Annotated in this window: 8 protein-coding genes; 3 read left to right on the top strand and 5 right to left on the bottom strand. The window is 67.4% G+C overall.

Annotation, left to right across the window (positions count from 1 at the left end; genetic code table 11):
• Nucleotides 1-127 precede the first annotated feature (127 nt).
• The 5 genes from K7G19_RS00040 to K7G19_RS00020 form a co-directional block, all read right to left on the bottom strand.
• Nucleotides 128-1276, bottom strand: a complete 1149-nt coding sequence (locus K7G19_RS00040; protein ID WP_226105050.1) for a zinc-dependent alcohol dehydrogenase — start codon at nucleotides 1274-1276, stop codon at nucleotides 128-130.
• A gap of 286 nt (nucleotides 1277-1562) precedes the next feature.
• A complete protein-coding gene (locus K7G19_RS00035; RefSeq protein ID WP_226106248.1) occupies nucleotides 1563-2063 on the bottom strand; it encodes an RNA polymerase factor sigma-70 in 501 nt (166 codons plus the stop codon).
• A gap of 203 nt (nucleotides 2064-2266) precedes the next feature.
• Complete coding sequence (locus K7G19_RS00030) at nucleotides 2267-2530, bottom strand: DUF4880 domain-containing protein (protein WP_150083282.1); 264 nt, start codon at nucleotides 2528-2530, stop codon at nucleotides 2267-2269.
• 108 nt (nucleotides 2531-2638) lie between these two features.
• Nucleotides 2639-4450 carry a cyclic peptide export ABC transporter gene (locus tag K7G19_RS00025; protein WP_226105048.1) on the bottom strand — a complete coding sequence of 604 codons (1812 nt, stop codon included), beginning with the start codon at nucleotides 4448-4450 and terminating at the stop codon, nucleotides 2639-2641.
• A 311-nt stretch (nucleotides 4451-4761) separates the two neighbouring features.
• On the bottom strand, nucleotides 4762-6972 hold the full coding sequence (locus K7G19_RS00020) for a TonB-dependent siderophore receptor (RefSeq protein ID WP_226105046.1): 2211 nt from the start codon (nucleotides 6970-6972) through the stop codon (nucleotides 4762-4764).
• A 260-nt stretch (nucleotides 6973-7232) separates the two neighbouring features.
• On the opposite strand from K7G19_RS00020, the gene fhuF reads away from it, so the two are divergent.
• From fhuF to K7G19_RS00005, 3 genes are all read left to right on the top strand, one after another.
• Nucleotides 7233-7973, top strand: coding sequence for a siderophore-iron reductase FhuF (gene fhuF, locus K7G19_RS00015; protein ID WP_226105044.1), 741 nt, complete (start codon nucleotides 7233-7235; stop codon nucleotides 7971-7973).
• A gap of 111 nt (nucleotides 7974-8084) precedes the next feature.
• Nucleotides 8085-17759: a non-ribosomal peptide synthetase gene (locus tag K7G19_RS00010; RefSeq protein WP_226105042.1), complete on the top strand. Its 9675-nt coding sequence runs from the start codon at nucleotides 8085-8087 to the stop codon at nucleotides 17757-17759.
• Nucleotides 17756-18447 (top strand): condensation domain-containing protein (locus K7G19_RS00005; RefSeq protein ID WP_226105040.1); only part of this gene is annotated, 692 nt, incomplete at its 3' end. The genes K7G19_RS00010 and K7G19_RS00005, both read left to right, overlap by 4 nt.

Genomic DNA, 18447 nt, shown 5'->3' with positions numbered 1-18447 from the left:
CCGGATACGGCGTGCCGGCTTTTTTTGTCCGCGGCTTCGTCCGGGCTTCGTCCTGGTTTCGACCGGGGCGATTGCTCGCCCCCGGGTATCGCTGCGCCTGCTTGGTACCCTTGCTTAGGGCGCTTGCTTACGGCTCCAGCTTGACCTTCATCCAGCCCGGCTGGCGCTGGTCGAACGCTTCGTACGCCTGCAGCGCGCCGGTCAGCGGCTCGGTCTGGGTCAGCACCTCGGCGGGATCGATCACGCCTGCGCGCACCAGGTCCACCAACTCGGGCAGGATCGCGCGGTGATTGCAGTTGCCCATCTTCAGCGTCAGGTTCTTGTTCATCGCCTTGCCGATCGGAAAGGTCTCGTGCGCCTCGGGATAGACGCCGATGATCGACAGCGTGCCGGCCTTGGCCAGCGCCTCGACCGACCACTTCAGCACCTCCGATGGACCATCGCCGGGTTGCCATAGCGACGGCTGGCCGGTGGAGCCGTCTCCATCGGCATGCCGGCGCTGCGCATCGATCCCGACCGCATCGATGGCGCGGTCGGCGCCGATGCCGCCGGTCAGGCGCAGGATCGCCTGCACCGGATCTTCACGGTTGAAGTCGATCGCTTCGGCGCCCTGCGCCTGCGCCGCCTCGAGCCGCGAAGGCACATGGTCGACCGCGAGAATGCGGGACGCGCCCAGCAGATGCGCCGACACGATCGCGAACTGGCCGACCGGTCCGCAGCCGAACACGACCACCGTATCGCCGCGCCGGATCTCGGCCAGCTGCGCGCCGAAATAGCCGGTCGGAAAGATGTCCGACATCAGGATGGCCTGGTCGTCGCTGATCTCGTCCGGCAGCTTGATCGCGCCGATATTGGCAAAGGGAATCCGCGCGTACTCGGCCTGCAGGCCATGGAAGGGACCGGAGGTCTGCGGTCCGCCGAAGAAGGCCGTGCCCGCGCGCATGCCGTTGGGATTGGCGTTATCGCACTGCGCGTGGTAGCCGCTGCGGCAGTAGCTGCAGTAGCCGCAGGCGATCGTGGAAGGAATCACGACCCGATCGCCGGGCCGCAGATTGTTGACGTCCTGTCCGACCTCGGTCACCACGCCGACGCCCTCGTGGCCGAGGATGGTGCCCGGGCGCATGCCGGGCATGGTGCCGCGGACCATATGCAGGTCGGTGCCGCATATGGCGCTGGCGGTCAATTCGATCAATGCGTCCGTCGGCGCCTGCAGCACCGGATCGGACACATCGTCCAGGCGTATATCGCCGACTCCGTGGAATACGACAGCTTTCATCGCGCAACTCCGCAAGACTGGGTTGACGCGGTCCGACCCACCGGACCGCAATGTCACGGCAGGACGCAAATTGCATTCCGGGAAGCGGCGCGATGGAGGGCTGGAACTCGGGTAGACGGGGATAACAGGATGCGATGGTCGCGCTTGCACGGTCCCGATCAAGTGGTATCGGATCACGCGGCGCCGGATCAAGTGGTATCGGATCACGCGGCGCCGGATCAAGCGGTGCCGGATCAGGGGGTGCCGGATCAAGCGGTACCGGACTGCACGGATTGCAGGATGAAAATTACGCAGCGCCGAACAACGCGTCGCGGCAATGGGTCATCGCATCGCGGATCATGAAATTGACCAGTGTCGGAGACACGCCGAGGATCACCGCGATCTCCTTCTGCGTCATCCCCCGAATCCGATACATCTCAAAGGCTTTCTGGGTACGCTCTGGAAGTTCGGCCAGCGCGCCCGCCACCGTGCCGAGCGCTTCGCGGCCCAGCGTGATGGACTCCGGCGACAAGGCGTCGCTGGCCACCAGCAGGCCATCTTCCTCGCAGGCGGCGTGCCGTTGTTCCAGCGCCGCGCGCCGATGCCGATCGATGGCGAGATTGCGCACGGTCTGGAACAGGTAGCCGACGGGTTGCCGGACGACGATGGCGCTCTCCTGGTCCATCAGCTTCAGGAAGGTGTCCTGCACCACGTCCTCCGCGCCGGCACGGCAGCCCAGGATGCGCGCCGCGGCGTCGATCAGGGCTCGGCGATAGTTGAGGAAGGTACCGAACAGTTCCTGATTCATATGGCGCGGCTGGTGCGCCTCGACAGGCGTCCGGACCTCGTTGATCGGTTGCTCGGTCATTTCGTGCCCCCTCCCAGAAGAAATCGACGGACATGCTAACGCAAATGCGACTCATTCGCAATTATAGCGACATGCCCGTGCGATTCGAAGAGGCAATGTGTAAAGGTTGGTGGCCGAATGCGACCGAGGTATGACAGCGAAGGTCAGCCGTGGCGTGTGGGGCGCTGCCCTGCCGCGGGCGGCATGCGCGCTTCGAGGGCGGCCTGGATCGAGGGGGTCACCGCACCGGTCGCCTGCCACACGGCGCAGGCCTGGCGGAACGACTCGATGTGATCGGGCGACTGGTCGAGCCAGTCGAGCAGGCGTTGTTCGGCGCTGGCGTCGAGCATGCCGTCCCGCATCAGCATCACCCAATCGAGCGCTTGTTGCCAGGCGATGTCGTTGCCCGGCGATCGGTTCTGGACCACGTACAGCTCCCCTTGATGCGTTCTTGTGCGCCGATGTCATGCACCGGCGTCGTGTGACGCGATTGTAGCGGAGTCGCTGCCTGGGCACCGGCGCAACGAGCCGGTGTCTCATGCCGCGCGCTGCCGCTCGGTGGCGATCGCCACGCCCACCGGCTCTGCGGCCGGTTGGTGTTCGCGCTGATGTTCGCGCTGATGTTCGGGCGGGTATTCGGGCTGGTATTCGCGCTGGTGTTCAATGTGCTGCTCGCGGATGCGACCCTGTTCGAGCAGCACGATGCGATCCCCCGCATCGAAGTAGCGATCGTCGTGCGAGATCACCAGCACCGCCTTTCCCTGCGCGCGCAGGGCCGGCACGATCTCGCGATAGAACACTGCCTTGAAGGCCGGGTCCTGATCCGCGGCCCATTCGTCGAGCACGATCACGGGCCGGTCCTCGAGGCAGGCGGCGACCAGCGCCAGGCGCTTGCGCTGGCCCTGCGACAGCGCGCGCGTCGAGAACGCGCCGCCGCGCACGGTAACCTTGTGCTGCAACTGCAGACGCGCCAGCAGCTCGTTGGCACGCGCGTCGAGCGCCGCGTATCTGCCTTCATGATCGCCCTGCCCGTCATTGCCACCCGCCACCCCCTCTTCACCTTCCGAGGCCGCGCCCAGCAGGCTGTCGAACAGATGGAAGTCGGAGAACACCGCGGTGCACTGCTGCCTGTGTCGCTCACGGTCAGACGCATCGGCGATCGCCTGGCCATTGAGCACCACGCTCCCGCTCTCCGGCGCATACAGGCCGACCAGCAGCTTGGCCAGCGTGGTCTTGCCGCTGCCATTGCCGCCGACGAGGAACACCACCTCGCCGGCGCGCAGCGACAGATCGATCGGCCCCAGCGTGAAGGCGCCGTCCTCACCATCGCGGAAGTAGCGATGCGTGACGCCGTGCAAGGCAAGCGCGACGAACGGCCGGCGATCGCCCGCGGCATCTGCCTGCCCCTGCTCCACCGCCAGCGGCCCGGTGGTATCGGCGATGCGCTGATACGCGATGCGCGCCAGATTGAACTGCGGCAGGCTGTTCAGCAGGCCCTCCAGCGGGGCCATCATGTAGAGGAACACCAGCGTATAGCCGCTGGCGACGGCAGCATCGGCGCCGAGCGGCCGCTGCACCACGAACAGGATGATGCCGATCACCGCGAAGAACAGCGTGCTGCCGATCGTCAGCGACAGATACAGCAGCGACAGCCCGTGCGTGCGGTTGGTCCTGACCGCATCGATCGCTTCGGCCAGCGGCCCGCTGGCGAACGCCTCGCGGCGCTGGCGATGCAGCTTCAGTTCCTTGGCGCCCGCGAAGATCGCGCCGAAGCGTTCGATCAACACGTCGTGCCACTTGCCGGCATCGCGCAGATAGTGCTGCGAACGCTTGCGGCTGAGCCGGTAGCAGATCGAGCCGGTCAGCACGGCAACCAGCGCGAACAGGAAGACCTGCCACGACAGATAGGCCAGATAGGCCAGGCAGCCGAGCACGATGGTGCCGTTCATCACCACGAACGGCAGCGCTACCAGCAGCGTCGCCACCTGATTGGTGTCCTCGCCCAGCAGCGCGAGTCCGCGCCCCGGCCCAACCCGTTCGAGCTCGGCATAGGGCGAGGCCAGCAACCGGCCAGCGATATGCTCGCGCAGGCTGGCCAGCACCGTCTGGTTCAGCCGCACGAACAGCATCAGCGCGGCGGTACGGCACAGCAGCACCGCCACCGCCAGGGCCGCGAAGCGCAGTCCCAGCGCCGTCAGTTGATCGGCCGGCGTCGCCAATGCGCGATTGATGGTGGCGATCAGCCCCACCGACGCCGCGCCGCCGGCCAGGCTGGCCACGATGGCAAACGCCAGCAGATGGCCCGAGGCCCGGAACAACACATTGCGCAGCGAGGGGAAGGCGGACACGGTCGGTGGCTCCACGAGGAAGAGGTCTTCTTCCTGTGACGAACGACGGTGCCCGCGAATTAGGCGGGAACGGACGCCGCCAGTGCCGCCGACGTCCGCAGGGCCGGGATTGCCGGCGCCTTGGCGGGCCTCTGGCCTCTGGCCTCCGGGCCTCCGGGCCTCCGGGCCTCCGGGCCTCCGGGCCTCCGGGCCTCCGGGCCTCGGTGCCTCGGTGCCTCGGTGCCTCGGTGCCTCGGTGCCTCGGTGCCTCGGTGCCTCGGGCCTCGAGGCGCGGGGCCCAGGCCGGGGACCAGGGCCCCGGCCTCAGGCCCTCACCAACGATAAGTCGCCGTGGCCAGGATGTTGCGGCGATAACCGTAGTAGCAGGTCGTCGCGCTGCCGCACTGCCCGACGTACTCCTTGTCGAGCAGATTGGTCGCGGTCAGCGCAAAGCGCCAATGCTGGTCCAGCGTGTAGTGGATCGCCGCATCGGCGAGCCACACCGACGACACCTTGAAGGTATTGGCCGCATCGCCCCAGGTCGAGCCGATATAGCGCACGCCGGCCCCCATGCCGAGGCCGCGCAGCATGCCGCCGCGCATCGTGTAGTCGACCCACAGCGCGGCCGTATGGCGCGGCCGGTTGGTTGGCGTCTTGCCCAGGTCGGGCCCGTTGCTCTTGGTGGTTTCCAGATTCATCAAGGTGTAGGAGCCAATCGCCTTGAAGCCGTTCTGGAAGTCCATCGTGCCTTCCAGCTCGAAGCCGCGCGAGCGGATCTCGCCGGTCTGGATCTGGAAATTGGTGCCAGCCGGACGCCCTGGATCGGGCGTCAGCACGTCCTGCTGCCGCAGGTCGTAGACCGCCGCGGTGATGAAGCTGTTGCTGCCCGGCGGCTGGAACTTGACGCCCAGTTCGGTCTGCTTGCCGGTGGTCGGCTTGAACGGCGAACCCTGCCGATCGGTGCCGGCCTGCGGCTGGAACGAAGTCGAGTAGCTGACGTACGGCGTGATGCCGTACGGCGCCTGGTACAGCAGGCCGAGGCGATAGGTGAAGTCGTCCTGGTCGATCGGCGTCGTGGTCACGGTCCGCGCGTTGGTCGCCGTAACGATCCGCGTCGAGGTCGTATCCGAACTCGCCCAATCCTTGCGCCCCCCGGCAACGAACGTCAGCCGCTCGGTCAGCTTCATCTGGTCCTGGAAGTACACGCCGAGCTGACGCTGGGTCTGCTCCGCGTTGGTGTACGAGGCGATCGGATTGATCCGCGCGCCGTAGACCGGATTCCACGGATCGATCAGGCCCAGCGGCGGGGTGCCGACCGTGCCGAAGCCCTGCTTGTCGTCGAACTTGCCGTGCTGGTAGTCCACGCCGACCAGCATCTTGTGCCGGACCGGACCGGTGCTGAAGTCCGCCTGCAGCTGGGTGTCGACGCCGATCGTATCGAGCTTGCCGCCCGCATCGAGCGAGCCGCGCCGCAGTTGCTGCTGCGCGGCCGAATTCCAGCCCACCGCGTAGACCCCCGTATAGGTCAGGTCGCTGTGCATGTAACGCACGTTCTGGCGCACGCGGAAGGTGTCGTTGAAGCGATGCTCGAAGGCGTAGCCGATCGCGTATTCCTCGCGATCGAAGGTATTGAAGCCGGGTTCGCCGGTGAAGAACGAGCTGGAGATCCGGCGGCCGTTGACCGTCGGAATGACCGTGCCCTCGCGCGGCAGGAAGTTGATCGCGGTGCCCTGCCTGTCGCGCTGATAGTGGGTCAGCAGCGTGAAGGTGGTATCGGCCGACGGGCGGAACGTCAGTGCAGGCGCGATGAAGATGCGATCGTCCTTGGCGTGGTCGGTCTGCGTATCGCTCTTGCGGAACAGGCCGGTCAGCCGATAGAGCACGGTCTGGTTGCTGTCCACCGCGCCGGACAGATCGAAACTGGCCTGCTTGCGATTGTGCGAGCCGTATTGCACGTTGACCTCGCGCAGCGTCTCGGCGGTCGGCCGCTTGCTGACCAGGTTGATCAGGCCGCCCGGCGCATTGGCGCCATACAGCACCGAGCTGGGGCCGCGCAGCAGCTCGACGCGCTCGAGCCCGTAGGCGTCGACGCGCGGCATCAGGTAGCCGCTCGTGTAGTAGTTGATGTACAGGCCGTCGAGATACTGCCGTGCCGGGAAGCCGCGGATCACCGGCTTGTCGTAGCGCGACTCGACCACGTTGTCGCCGACCACGCCTGCCGAATAGGCAAAGGCCTCGGACACGGTCTGCACGCCGCGGTCTTCCATCTGCTCGCGGGTGATCACCGAAATGGACTGCGGCGTCTCCGACAGCGGCGTGTCGGTCTTGGTCGCGGTGACGCTGCGGCGGGCGACATAGCCGCCGACCGGCCCGATCCCGGTTTCCGACCCCGCTGCCCGGACCGTGACTTCCGGCAACTGCCCCGCCACCGGCTGGCCCGCCGGTGCCGCCTGCTCCTGCGCATGCGCGCTGCCCGCCAGCGCAAACAACATCACTACCGCCCGCCGGACCTCCGTCCGCCGGCAATCGAACACCCGTTGCATGAGACTCCCCTTCTTATTGGATCGCGCCGGCCCGGTACGCAAAAGGCTTACCGTAATGCGTCTGCGAATGATAATGATTCGTAATTATTACGTGAGTGACGGGAAAACGGCAATAGGGAGCCTGAACAGGGGAATTGGCGGCTGATCGGCGCAAGAAGGGCGCGCCGCCTAATTTCCTGCGGCGCCGGTCCGTCTCTCGTGGAAGGCGGCGCCCAACCGCGAAGCCCTGATACGGCCCCGCCCGGACTGGAGATTCCCGTTTGATTGCCGAACTCACGCCCTTCTTTCCCGGCCCGCTGCGGCGCTTCGGCGAAGGGGTCACCGCGGCGCCCGCCAGTGCGCAAGCGTTGCCGGGAAGCCGGTTCGCCGAGCCGGGCGCCTTGCAGCAACGGCTGGCCGATTACCGCGACACCATCGGCGCCGAGCACGAACGCGCCCCGCCGGCGCTGGCATCGTGGTGGGCCCGGCACTACTGCGTGGTGCTGGTGCCACCCGTGCTGGTCGCGGCGGCTGCGCTGGGCCGGACCGTACCGGTATCGCTGGACGAGGTCGATATCGCCTTCGGCCCGGATGGGCTCGTATCGCGCATTCACTTGCGGTCATCGGCGCTGGGCCAAGGCGCGGCGACGTTGGACGACATGCTGGCCGCCATGACCCAGCGCCATCTGGCGCCGGTGTTCGCCGCGCTGTCGGCACTGACCCGTGCGTCGCCGCGCGTGCTGTGGAGCCACGCCGCCGAGTTCGTGCAATACGTCGGCATGAACCTGCTCGCCCATCCGGCGCTCGACGCACGCCGTCGCGACACGCTGGCGCGGTGGCTGCGCACCGACACGGACGCCGATGGCCGGCCGCATCCCTATCGCGCCGCCTATCTCGACCGTCCGCAGGCGGACGGCGGCGAACGGCGCGTGCGCCGCGTCTGCTGCCTGAAGTACCGGCTCGACGGCGACGACTACTGCGGCACCTGTCCGCTGCGGGCCGAGTGCGCGGCATTGTGCTGATGCCCGGTTGATGACCGCTCCGCCGCGCTAAATTCCCCGCCTCGCCCTTCGTCTTCCTTCTGTCGGACGTGCTGGTGCAGCACCGGTCCATCGATTCGCAAAAGGACAGCAATGCAAGGCGAGACGCTGCTCGACTATTTGATCCATCACGTGACCAGCCGCGCCGATGCGACGGCACTGACGGTGCTGGATGAGGACCACCCGGAAGGCACGACCTACCGCTACCGCGACCTCCTCGCACGCGCGGCTGCCTATGCCACGCGCCTGAGCGAGGTGGCGCAGCCCGGCGAGCGCGCGATGATCGTGCTCGACACCGGCATCGACTACGTCAGCGCGTTCCTCGGCTGCCTGCTGGCGCGCGTGATCGCGGTGCCGGCGTTTCCGCCGGAATCGATGCGGCCGCAGCATCTGGCCCGGCTCAACGCCATCGCGGCCGATGCGCGGCCCAGCGTCGTGGTGGTCGACGACGGACTTGCAGGCGACTGGGCCAGTGGGCGGTCGGACAGCCTGCAAGCGCGCATCGTCACCGTATCGTCGGTCTCGTCGGTCGGCGAAACGATGCCGGGAGCGGCCATCGCCGACGCCAGGGCATGGGCCGCGGCCGTCCGCCCCGACACCGTTGCCTTCCTGCAGTACACCTCCGGCTCGACCGCGACGCCCAAGGGCGTGATGGTGACGCACGCCAATATCGTCGCCAACGAAGCGGCCATCGCCAGCCAGTTCGGCACCACGGCCGACGACGTGATGGTCAGCTGGCTACCGCTCTATCACGACATGGGCCTGATCGGCGGACTGCTGCATCCCCTCTACGGCGGCATGCCGCTGGTGCTGATGTCGCCGACTTATTTCCTGCAGCGGCCGCGCCGCTGGCTCGAGGCGGTCGACCGCTTCCGCGGCACCGTCAGCGGCGGCCCGGACTTTGCCTATCGGCTGTGCGTGGAACGCGTGCGTGCGGCACAGGTCCAGACGCTGTCCCTGCGCAGCTGGCGCGTCGCCTTCTGCGGCGCCGAGCCGATTCGTGCCGAGACACTGGAACGGTTTGCCAGCCACTTCGCCGACGCCGGCCTCGACGCTCGCGCGCTCTATCCCTGCTATGGACTGGCCGAGGCGACGCTGCTCGCCACCGGCGGTCGCCCCGGCGAGGGCGCCATGATGATCGGCTTTGATGAAGCGGCGCTGGCCACCGGCCGCGCCGTTGCATCGATCGATGGCGGCGGCGCGCGACTCGTTGCCTGCGGCGACGCGGCTCCGGGCCATCGCATCGAGATTCGGAATGTCGAGCATGGCAGCCCCGTTCCGGACGGACAGATCGGGGAGATCTGCATCGGCGGGCCGAGCGTGACCGCGGGCTACTGGCAGCAGCCCGAGGCCACCGCCAGCACCTTCCCGCATCACGACGACCCCGCCTCGCGCTATCTGCGCACGGGCGACCTCGGCTTCCTGCACGAAGGCAGGCTCTACGTCGCCGGACGTTCGAAGGACCTGATCATCGTCCGCGGGCACAACCTGTATCCACAGGACATCGAGATCGCGGTCGAATCCGCGGTCGAGGTCGTGCGCAAGGGGCGCGTCGCGGCCTTTCCGTTCCAATCGGCCGACGGACAGATCGAAACGATCGGCATCGCCGCCGAGATTGCGCGCAGCATCCAGAAGTTCGGCTCGCCCGAAGCGGTGGAAACGGCCATTCGCGAGGCGGTGGCGCAATGCTGCGGCGAGCCGCCGGGACTGGTGCTGCTGCTGCAGCCCGGAGAATTGCCGAAGACCACCAGCGGCAAGCTGCAGCGCTCGCGCTGCCTGCCGGCCTGGCGCAGCGGCGAAATGGCGCTGTGGGCGGCATTCGAATCGGGGCGGCGGCTCGCATCCGTTCCATCGTCGGAGGCCGCCGCCTCGCCGGCCGCTACCGGCAACACCGTGGCGCTGCAGGGCACCGAGGCGACACTGGCGGCGCTCTGGTACGAGGTCCTTGGCGTCCGGCCTGCCTCGGCAAATGACAACTTCTTCGCCCTGGGCGGCAATTCGGTGCGCGCGACCCAGCTGGTGTCGAGGACGCGGGAACGCCTGCATCGTGGCTACGCGTTGGCGCATCTCTTCGCCGATGGGACTCTGCGGGCCAATGCGGCGGTCATCGATGGATTGCTGGCGCGCGACGACGGTGAGGCTTCCCACGGGGAAGCGGCAATTACGCGCCGAACCGACACCGACCTTGCGCCGTTGTCCCCGGTGCAGCGCGGCTTGTGGGTACTGTGGTCGATGCAGCCGGACAGTGGCGCCTACAACGTCTCCGGCGTGTTGAAGCTCCACGGCCGGTTCGATCGGATCGCACTGCAACGCGCGGTCGATGCGCTGGTCGCGCGGCACGAGGCACTGCGCACGCGCTTCGAACTGGACCAGCACGAGGAACCGAGGCAACGGGTGTTGCCCGCCGGCTCCTGCCCCATCGCCGTGCTGGACCTGCGCGAGCACGGCTGCGACGCGGCCGCCGAGGCGCAGGCAACGGCCAGAGCGCTCAGCGCCGAGCCCTTCGACCTGCTGGCCGCGGCGCCCTTGCGCGTCGCGCAAATGCGGGTGGCGGACGATCAGGAATGGCTGTCCATCACGGTCCACCATATCGTGTCGGACGGCTGGTCGATGAATGTCGTGATCGACGAGTTTTGCCGGCTGTACGAAGGCTTCATCGCGGATCGCCCCGTCGACCTGACGCCGCTTGCGATCCGCTACGCGGACTACGCCTCGTGGCATGCGGATCGCCTTACGGCGGGCGAGCGCGACCGCCAGCTCGCCTACTGGAAGGATCGTCTTGGCGACGAGTCCCTGGTCCTGGAGCTGCCGAGCGATCGCCCCCGCCCCGCGGTGCAAAGCCATCGCGGCGGCGCGGTGCCGTTCATGCTCGACGGCGCGCTGGCGACGAGCTTGCGTCGCATCGCGCTGGGCGCACAAACCACGATGTTCGCGGTGCTGCTCGCCGGGTTCCAGACGCTGCTGTACCGCTACACGGGGCAGCGCGATGTCCGCGTCGGCGTGCCGGTCGCCAATCGCGGCAGGGTCGAAACCGAAGGCCTGGTCGGCTGCTTCGTCAATACGCTGGTCCTGCGCACGGATATCGACGGCAGCATGCCGTGGAACGCCCTGCTCACCCGGCTGCACGATACGGTGCTCGAATCGCAGCAATACCAGGATCTGCCCTTCGAACAGCTGGTCGAGGCCTTGCAGCCCGATCGCAGCCTCGCCCATAACCCGCTGTTCCAGGTCAAGTTCAACCTGGCGCTGCCGATCGCCGTCCCGAAACGACTGGCAGGCCACGCCGTCACTGCCGAACAGATCGAAGGCGATGTCACGCGCTTCGATATCGCGCTGGATCTGGTGGAGAGCGAGGACGGCATTGCGGGGCGATTCGGCTACGCCACGGACCTGTTCGACCCGGACACCATCGAGCGGATGCAGCAGCACTATGTCGGCATCCTCGAACAGATCGCGTCGACACCGACGCTTCGCGTGGGTGAGCTGGCGTTGGGCAATGAGGACGGGCGCCTTGTCGGCGAGGCTCTGGAGTCGGCTGCGGTCGATGTGCTGGCGGCATGGCGGCGTAGCGTCGTGGCGGATCCTTCTGCCGTCGCGTTGCGATATGAGGAACAGACCCTGACCCGCGGCGAGGCCGATCGGCTTGCCAATGGCATTGCGGCTGTGCTGGCCGAGCGCGGCATTGGGCGGGAGACGCGGGTTGGGCTTTGTGTCGAGCGCTCTCCGGCGTTTATCACGGGACTTCTTGGCATCCTGAAGGCCGGCGCGGTTTGCGTGCCGCTCGATCCGGCACAGCCGGTCGAGCGCTTGCGCCAGCTATTGGACGACGCTGGGGCCAGTGTTGTCGTAGGCTCGGGGCCGGGCTCCGTGCCGGAGTTCGGGCCGGGGTTCGGGCCGGGCTTCGATTGCATCGATCCGACGTCGGTGGCGCCGGTCGACGATGCGCCTTCCGTCTCGCTGCTCCCGGGCCAAGCCGCTTACCTGATCTATACCTCGGGCTCCACCGGCACCCCGAAGGGCGTGGTGGTCAGCCACGACGCGCTCGCGCATTACGTCTCCGGCGTGCTGCACCGGCTGCAGTTGCCTGCCGATGCCTCGATGGCGATGGTCTCCACCACCGCCGCCGACCTCGGCCATACCGTGCTGTTCGGCGCCCTTTGCAGCGGCCGGACCTTGCATCTGATCTCGCGCGAGCGGGGCTTCGATCCCGATCGTTTCGTCGAGTACATGTCGCGGCACCGCGTCGGCGTGCTCAAGATCGTACCCAGCCATCTGCGCGGATTGCTGCAGGCCCGCCAACCCGCTGACGTCCTGCCCGAGCAGGCGCTGATTCTTGGCGGCGAGGCTACCTCGGCCGAACTGGCTCGGACGATCCGCGACCTGAAGCCGTACTGCCGGCTGTTCAACCACTACGGGCCGACGGAAACCACGGTCGGCGTTCTGACGCATGAAGCGATGGCCCTGCCCGAACGCCAGTTGCCGACCGGCACGCCGCTGCCGGGCTCCCGCGTCTATGTGCTTGACGCCGACCTGAACCCGGTTCCCGCCGGCATCGTCGGCGAACTCTATATCGCCGGACCGCAGCTGGCGCGCGGCTACCTCGGTCGCCCAGGGCTGACCGCCGAGCGCTTCGTCCCCGATCCCTTCACCGAGGGCGAGCGGAGGTACCGCACTGGCGACCGCGTCAGGCAGGATGCGGCAGGCCGAATCGAATACCTTGGCCGCCAGGACGAACAGGTCAAGATCCGCGGCTACCGGGTCGAGTTGGGCGAAATCGCGCATCTGCTGCCGTCGCAGGCGGGCGTCAAGGACGCCGCCGTGATCGTCCATGAGGACCGTCTGGTCGCCTATTGCGTGCTGGACGGCACGGATACCGCGACACTGAAAACGCGGCTCAAGGCCCAACTACCCGACCACATGGTCCCGGCGCAGCTCATTGCGCTGGACCGCCTGCCGGTCACGCCAAACGGCAAGCTCGATCGACGCGCGCTGCCTGCCCCGTTGTGGGAGGCCGAGGGCTACATCGCCCCCGCCAACGAAGCCGAAGCGCTGCTGGCCCAAATCTGGCAGGAGGTCCTGGGCGTCGAACGCGTCGGCGCCACCGACAATTTCTTCGAACTTGGCGGCGACTCGATCCTGTCGATCCAGTCGGTCAGCCGCGCTCGCCGCCTCGGCCTGCGCTTCACGCCCAAGGACCTGTTCCTGCATCAGACCGTGCAGGCGCTGGCCCAGGTGGCCAAGCGCGACGAGGCCAATCGCCGCGTCGACGACAAGCCTGCCGGCGAGGTGCCGCTGCTGCCGATTCAACGGGCGTTCTTCGAGACGCCGATGCCGAACCGCAATCATTGGAACCAATCCGTGCTGCTGCGTCCCGTGGAGCGCCTGGATCCGGACGCACTGCGCGGCGCGCTGAAGGCCTTGGTCGATCATCACGACGCATTGCGGCTGCGCTATCGGCAGCAGGACGGCCAATGGCAGCAACGCTACGCCGCGCCCGGCGATAGCGAGCTGCTGTGGCAACAGCAAGTCGCCGACACGGATTCCATCGAAGCGCACTGCGATCGTGCCCAGCGCAGCCTGGACCTCGAACAGGGACCATTGCTGCGCGCACTGCATCTGCAATTACCGGATGGCAGCGAGCGCCTGCTGCTCGCCGTCCACCACCTTGTCGTCGATGGCGTCTCCTGGCGCGTCCTGCTGGAAGACCTGCAACAGGCATACCGGCTGGCCCAGCAACGCCAATCCATCGCGCTCCCGCCCAAGACGGCGTCGTACAAGGCCTGGGCACAGGCGCTGGTTCAACATGCGAACTCCGACGACCTCGCCAGGCAAGCAGACTACTGGTGCGCCCAGCACGGCCCCGAGGTGCCATGCGACCACGCCGCGGCGGACGATCGCATCGCGCAGGCCGCCACGCTGACCTTGGAATTGTCCGCCGAGCAGACCCAACGCCTGCTGAAGCAGGCACCAGCCGCCTACCGGACGCAGATCAACGACTTGCTGCTAAGCGCGCTCGCGCAGGCAGTGGGCCAATGGGCCGGCGTCGATCGCGCCGCCATCCTGCTTGAAGGGCATGGCCGGGAAACCCTGCTTGCTGCACCGGATATCGGCCGCACCGTCGGCTGGTTCACGACGATGTTCCCGGTCGTGCTGCCGGTGGCCGCCGACACCGCGGCCAGCATCAAGTCGATCAAGGAGACGCTGCGCGGCGTTCCCGATCATGGCATCGGCTACGGTCTGTTGCGGCATCTCGCGCCGCAGGTCATTCGCGAACGACTCGCGGCGTACCCATTGCCCCGCATCACGTTCAACTATCTGGGCCAGTTCGACCAGAGCGTCGGCGGCGACGCGCTGTTCGATTTCGCCGACGAGCCAAGCGGAGAGAGCCGCGATCCGGAAGCCCCGCTTGGCAACTGGATCACGATCAATGGCCAGGTCAGCGGCGGCGTGCTGTCGCTGGGCGTCACGTTCAGCACCGCCCGCTACCGGCACGACACCATCGCCTCACTGATGGACGCCTATCGGGACGCGTTGGAGACCACCATCGACCATTGCATCGGCATGCCGCCCGGCGCGCTGACACCGTCCGATGTGCCGCTCGCCGGCCTGACCCAGGACCAGCTCGATCGTCTCGACGGTCGCCAGATCGAGGACCTGTATCCGCTCACGCCGATGCAGCACGGCATGCTGTTCCACTCGCTCTACGCGCCGGAAGCCGGGCTGTACGTCAACCAGCTCGCCATCACGCTCGACGGACTCGATGCCGAGCGCTTCCGCTCGGCCTGGGATGAGACGGTGGCGCGGCACGAGATCCTGCGGACCGGCTTTGTCTGGATCGACGGGCAGGCGATGCAGGCGGTCTATCGGCAGGTGCCTTCGCCGGTTCGCATCGATGCGGAAGGCGACTGGAACGAATCGGCGTGCGAGAACGTTGCGCTCGAAGAACGCAAGCTGGCCTTCGCGCTCGATACCGCCCCGCTGATGCGCGTGCGCCTGCTCCGCCTGGGCGCCAACCGCTACCGCATGATCTGGACCAGCCACCATCTGCTGCTCGATGGCTGGAGCACCGCCCGCCTGATCGGTGAGGTCCTGCAGCGCTACCACGGCCAGCCGGTCGAGGTGCCCGCCTCGCGCTATCGCGACCACATCGCCTGGCTGCAGACCCACGATGTCGCCGCCAGCGAGTCGTTCTGGCGCGAGCGGCTGCAAGCGCTCGACGAGCCTACCCGGCTGGCCTCGGCACTTCCCGCACCGGATGCCGGCACCGGTCACGCGACGTGCCGCACCAGCCTCGATGCCGACGCCCTCGCCCGCCTCCAGCGCAGCGCCGCCAGCCAGCATCTGACGCTGAACACGCTGTTGCAGGCGGCCTGGGTCATCGTGCTGCAGCGTTATACCGGTCGGCGTGCCGTTGCCTTCGGCGCCACGGTCGCCGGTCGGCCGGCGGCCTTGCCGGGCGCCGAGGCGATGCTCGGCCTCTTCATCAATACCTTGCCGGTGATCCAGGCACCGTCGCCAGACCAAGCCGTGGCCGACTGGTTGCAGGCGCTGCAAGCGGAAAATCTGGCGCTGCGCGAGCACGAACACGTGCCGCTGTACGAAATCCAGCGCTGGGCCGGCCAAGGCGGACAGGCGCTGTTCGACTCGATCCTGGTGTTCGAGAACTACCCGGTCGATGCGGCACTGCGACAGCGCGAGCAGAACGGCCTGAAGCTCGGCGAGGTCAGCCATGCGGCCACCACCAACTACCCGCTGACGCTGGTCGTGTCGGCCGGCGCCACGCTGGATATCGGTTGCAGCTACCAGTGCGATCTCTTTTCGCAGGCGACCGTCCAGCAATTGCAGCGGCACTATGTGGCCGTGCTGGAGCAGATCGCCGCGGCGCCGGACGCTCGTGTTGGCGAATTGCAGTTTGCCAGCGCAGAGGACGGAAAGCTGGTGGGCAACGCGCAGGACACCGGAGCAGCCGATGTGTTGGCCGCCTGGCAGCGCAATGTCGCCGCCGACCCTTCCGCGATGGCGCTGCGATATGAGGAGCAAACGCTGACGCGCGGCGAGACCGATCGGCTCGCCAATGGCATCGCGGCGGCGCTGGCCGCACGCGGCATTGGGCGCGAGACGCGGGTTGGGCTTTGTGTCGAACGCTCTCCTGCATTCGTCACCGGACTGCTTGGCATCCTGAAGGCCGGGGCGGTGTGCGTGCCGCTCGATCCGGCGCAGCCAGCCGAACGCTTGCGCCAGCTATTGGACGACGCCGGCGCCGGTGTTGTCGTCGGCTCGGTGCCCGGCTCCGTGCCGGAGTTCGGACCGGAGTTCGGGCCGGGCTTCGATTGCATCGATCCGGCATCCGTGACGCCGGTCGACGATGCGCCTTCCGTCTCGTTGCTTCCGGGGCAAGCCGCTTACTTGATCTACACCTCCGGCTCCACCGGCACCCCCAAGGGCGTGGTGGTCAGCCACGATGCGCTCGCGCATTACGTCTCCGGCGTGCTGCACCGGCTGCAACTGCCTGCCGATGCCTCGATGGCGATGGTCTCGACTACCGCCGCCGATCTCGGCCATACCGTGCTGTTCGGCGCCCTCTGCAGCGGCCGCACCTTGCATCTGATCTCGCGCGAGCGGGGCTTCGATCCCGATCGTTTCGCCGAGTACATGTCGCGGCACCGCGTCGGCGTGCTCAAGATCGTACCCAGCCATCTGCGCGGATTGCTGCAGGCGCGGCAGCCTGCCGACGTCCTGCCCGAAGAGGCGCTGATTCTTGGCGGCGAGGCTACCTCGGCCGAACTGGCTCGGACGATCCGCGACCTGAAGCGGCAATGCCGGCTGTTCAACCATTACGGCCCGACGGAGACCACGGTCGGCGTGCTGACGCATGAAGCGGTGGCCCTGCCCGAACGCCAGTTGCCGACCGGCACCCCGCTGCCGGGCTCACGCGTCTATGTGCTTGACGCCGACCTGAACCCGGTGCCCGCCGGCATCGTCGGCGAACTCTATATCGCCGGACCGCAGCTGGCGCGCGGCTACCTCGGTCGCCCGGGACTGACCGCCGAGCGCTTCGTCCCCGATCCCTTCACCGCCGGTGCAAGGATGTACCGCACCGGCGACCGCGTCAGGCAGGACGCCGATGGCCGGATCGAATACCTTGGCCGCCAAGACGAACAGGTCAAGATCCGCGGCTACCGGGTCGAGTTGGGCGAAATCGCGCATCTGCTGCGGTCGCAAGCCGGTGTCAAGGACGCCGCCGTGATCGTCCATGAGGACCGTCTGGTCGCCTATTGCGTGCTGGACGGCACGGATTCCGCCACGCTAAAGACCGAACTGAAGGCCCAACTTCCCGACCACATGGTCCCGGCGCAACTGATCGCGCTGGACCGCCTGCCGGTCACGCCAAACGGCAAGCTCGATCGTCGCGCCCTGCCCGCCCCGGTCTGGGAAACCCAGGGCTACGTCGCCCCGCGCAACGAGATCGAGACCCTGCTCACGCAGGTCTGGCAAGAAGTCCTTGGCGTCGACCAGGTTGGCATCCACGACAACTTCTTCGACTTGGGCGGCCATTCGCTGCTGGTCACGCGGCTGGCGGCATTGGTCAACGCCCGTCTGTCGGTGCCGGTCCCGCTACGCGTCTACTTCGAATCGGCGACGCTCGCCGAAATGGCAGCCAGCATCGAATCGTCGAATGGCCTTCAGAACAAGCAAGAGAAGGCGGCCGAAGCCGAAGGCTGGGCCGACATGGACGCGTGGCTGGACACACTGGAGACAGAAGCATGAGCGTTGACAAACTCCGCCTCGCACAACGGTTCGCCAGTCTGTCGCCCGAGGGGCAGCAGCGATTCATTGCCGAACTGAAGGCCCGCGGCATGGATTTCGGCCGACTGCCGATCGCGGCGCGTGGACGCAGCGAGGCCGCGTTGTCGTATGCGCAGCAGCGGCTATGGTTCCTGTGGCAGCTCGAGCGGGACAGCGGCCTGTACAACATTCCGCGCGCCGTGCGGCTACGCGGCGCGCTCGATCGGTCGTCACTGCAGCGGACCTTCGATGCGCTGGTGGAGCGGCACGAAAGCCTGCGCACTACCTTCCATCAGGAGAGCGAGCAGGCGGTGCAGCGCATCCATCCGCCCTTTTCGCTGCCGATCAACGTCAGCGATCTGACAGACAACGATCCGGCACAGCGCGACGCTGCCGTGCAATCGCTGGTCGACGCCGAGGCCCAGGCCCCGTTCGACCTCGAACAAGGACCGCTGCTGCGCGTGCGCCTGCTGCGCTTGGCCGACGACGACCACATCCTGTTGGTCACCATGCACCATATCGTCTCCGACGGCTGGTCCATGAACGTGGTGATCGACGAGTTCGCGCGGCTTTATGCGGGCTTCGTCAGCGGCCAGCCGGCTCAATTGGCGCCGCTGCCGATCCAGTACGCCGACTATGCGGCGTGGCAGAAGCAGTGGCTGGAGGCCGG

This window comes from Cupriavidus sp. DB3 (assembly GCF_020418465.1).
In the GTDB taxonomy this organism is placed as follows: Bacteria; Pseudomonadota; Gammaproteobacteria; order Burkholderiales; family Burkholderiaceae; genus Cupriavidus; species Cupriavidus cauae.
This window is presented reverse-complemented; position numbering and strand designations above follow the sequence as displayed.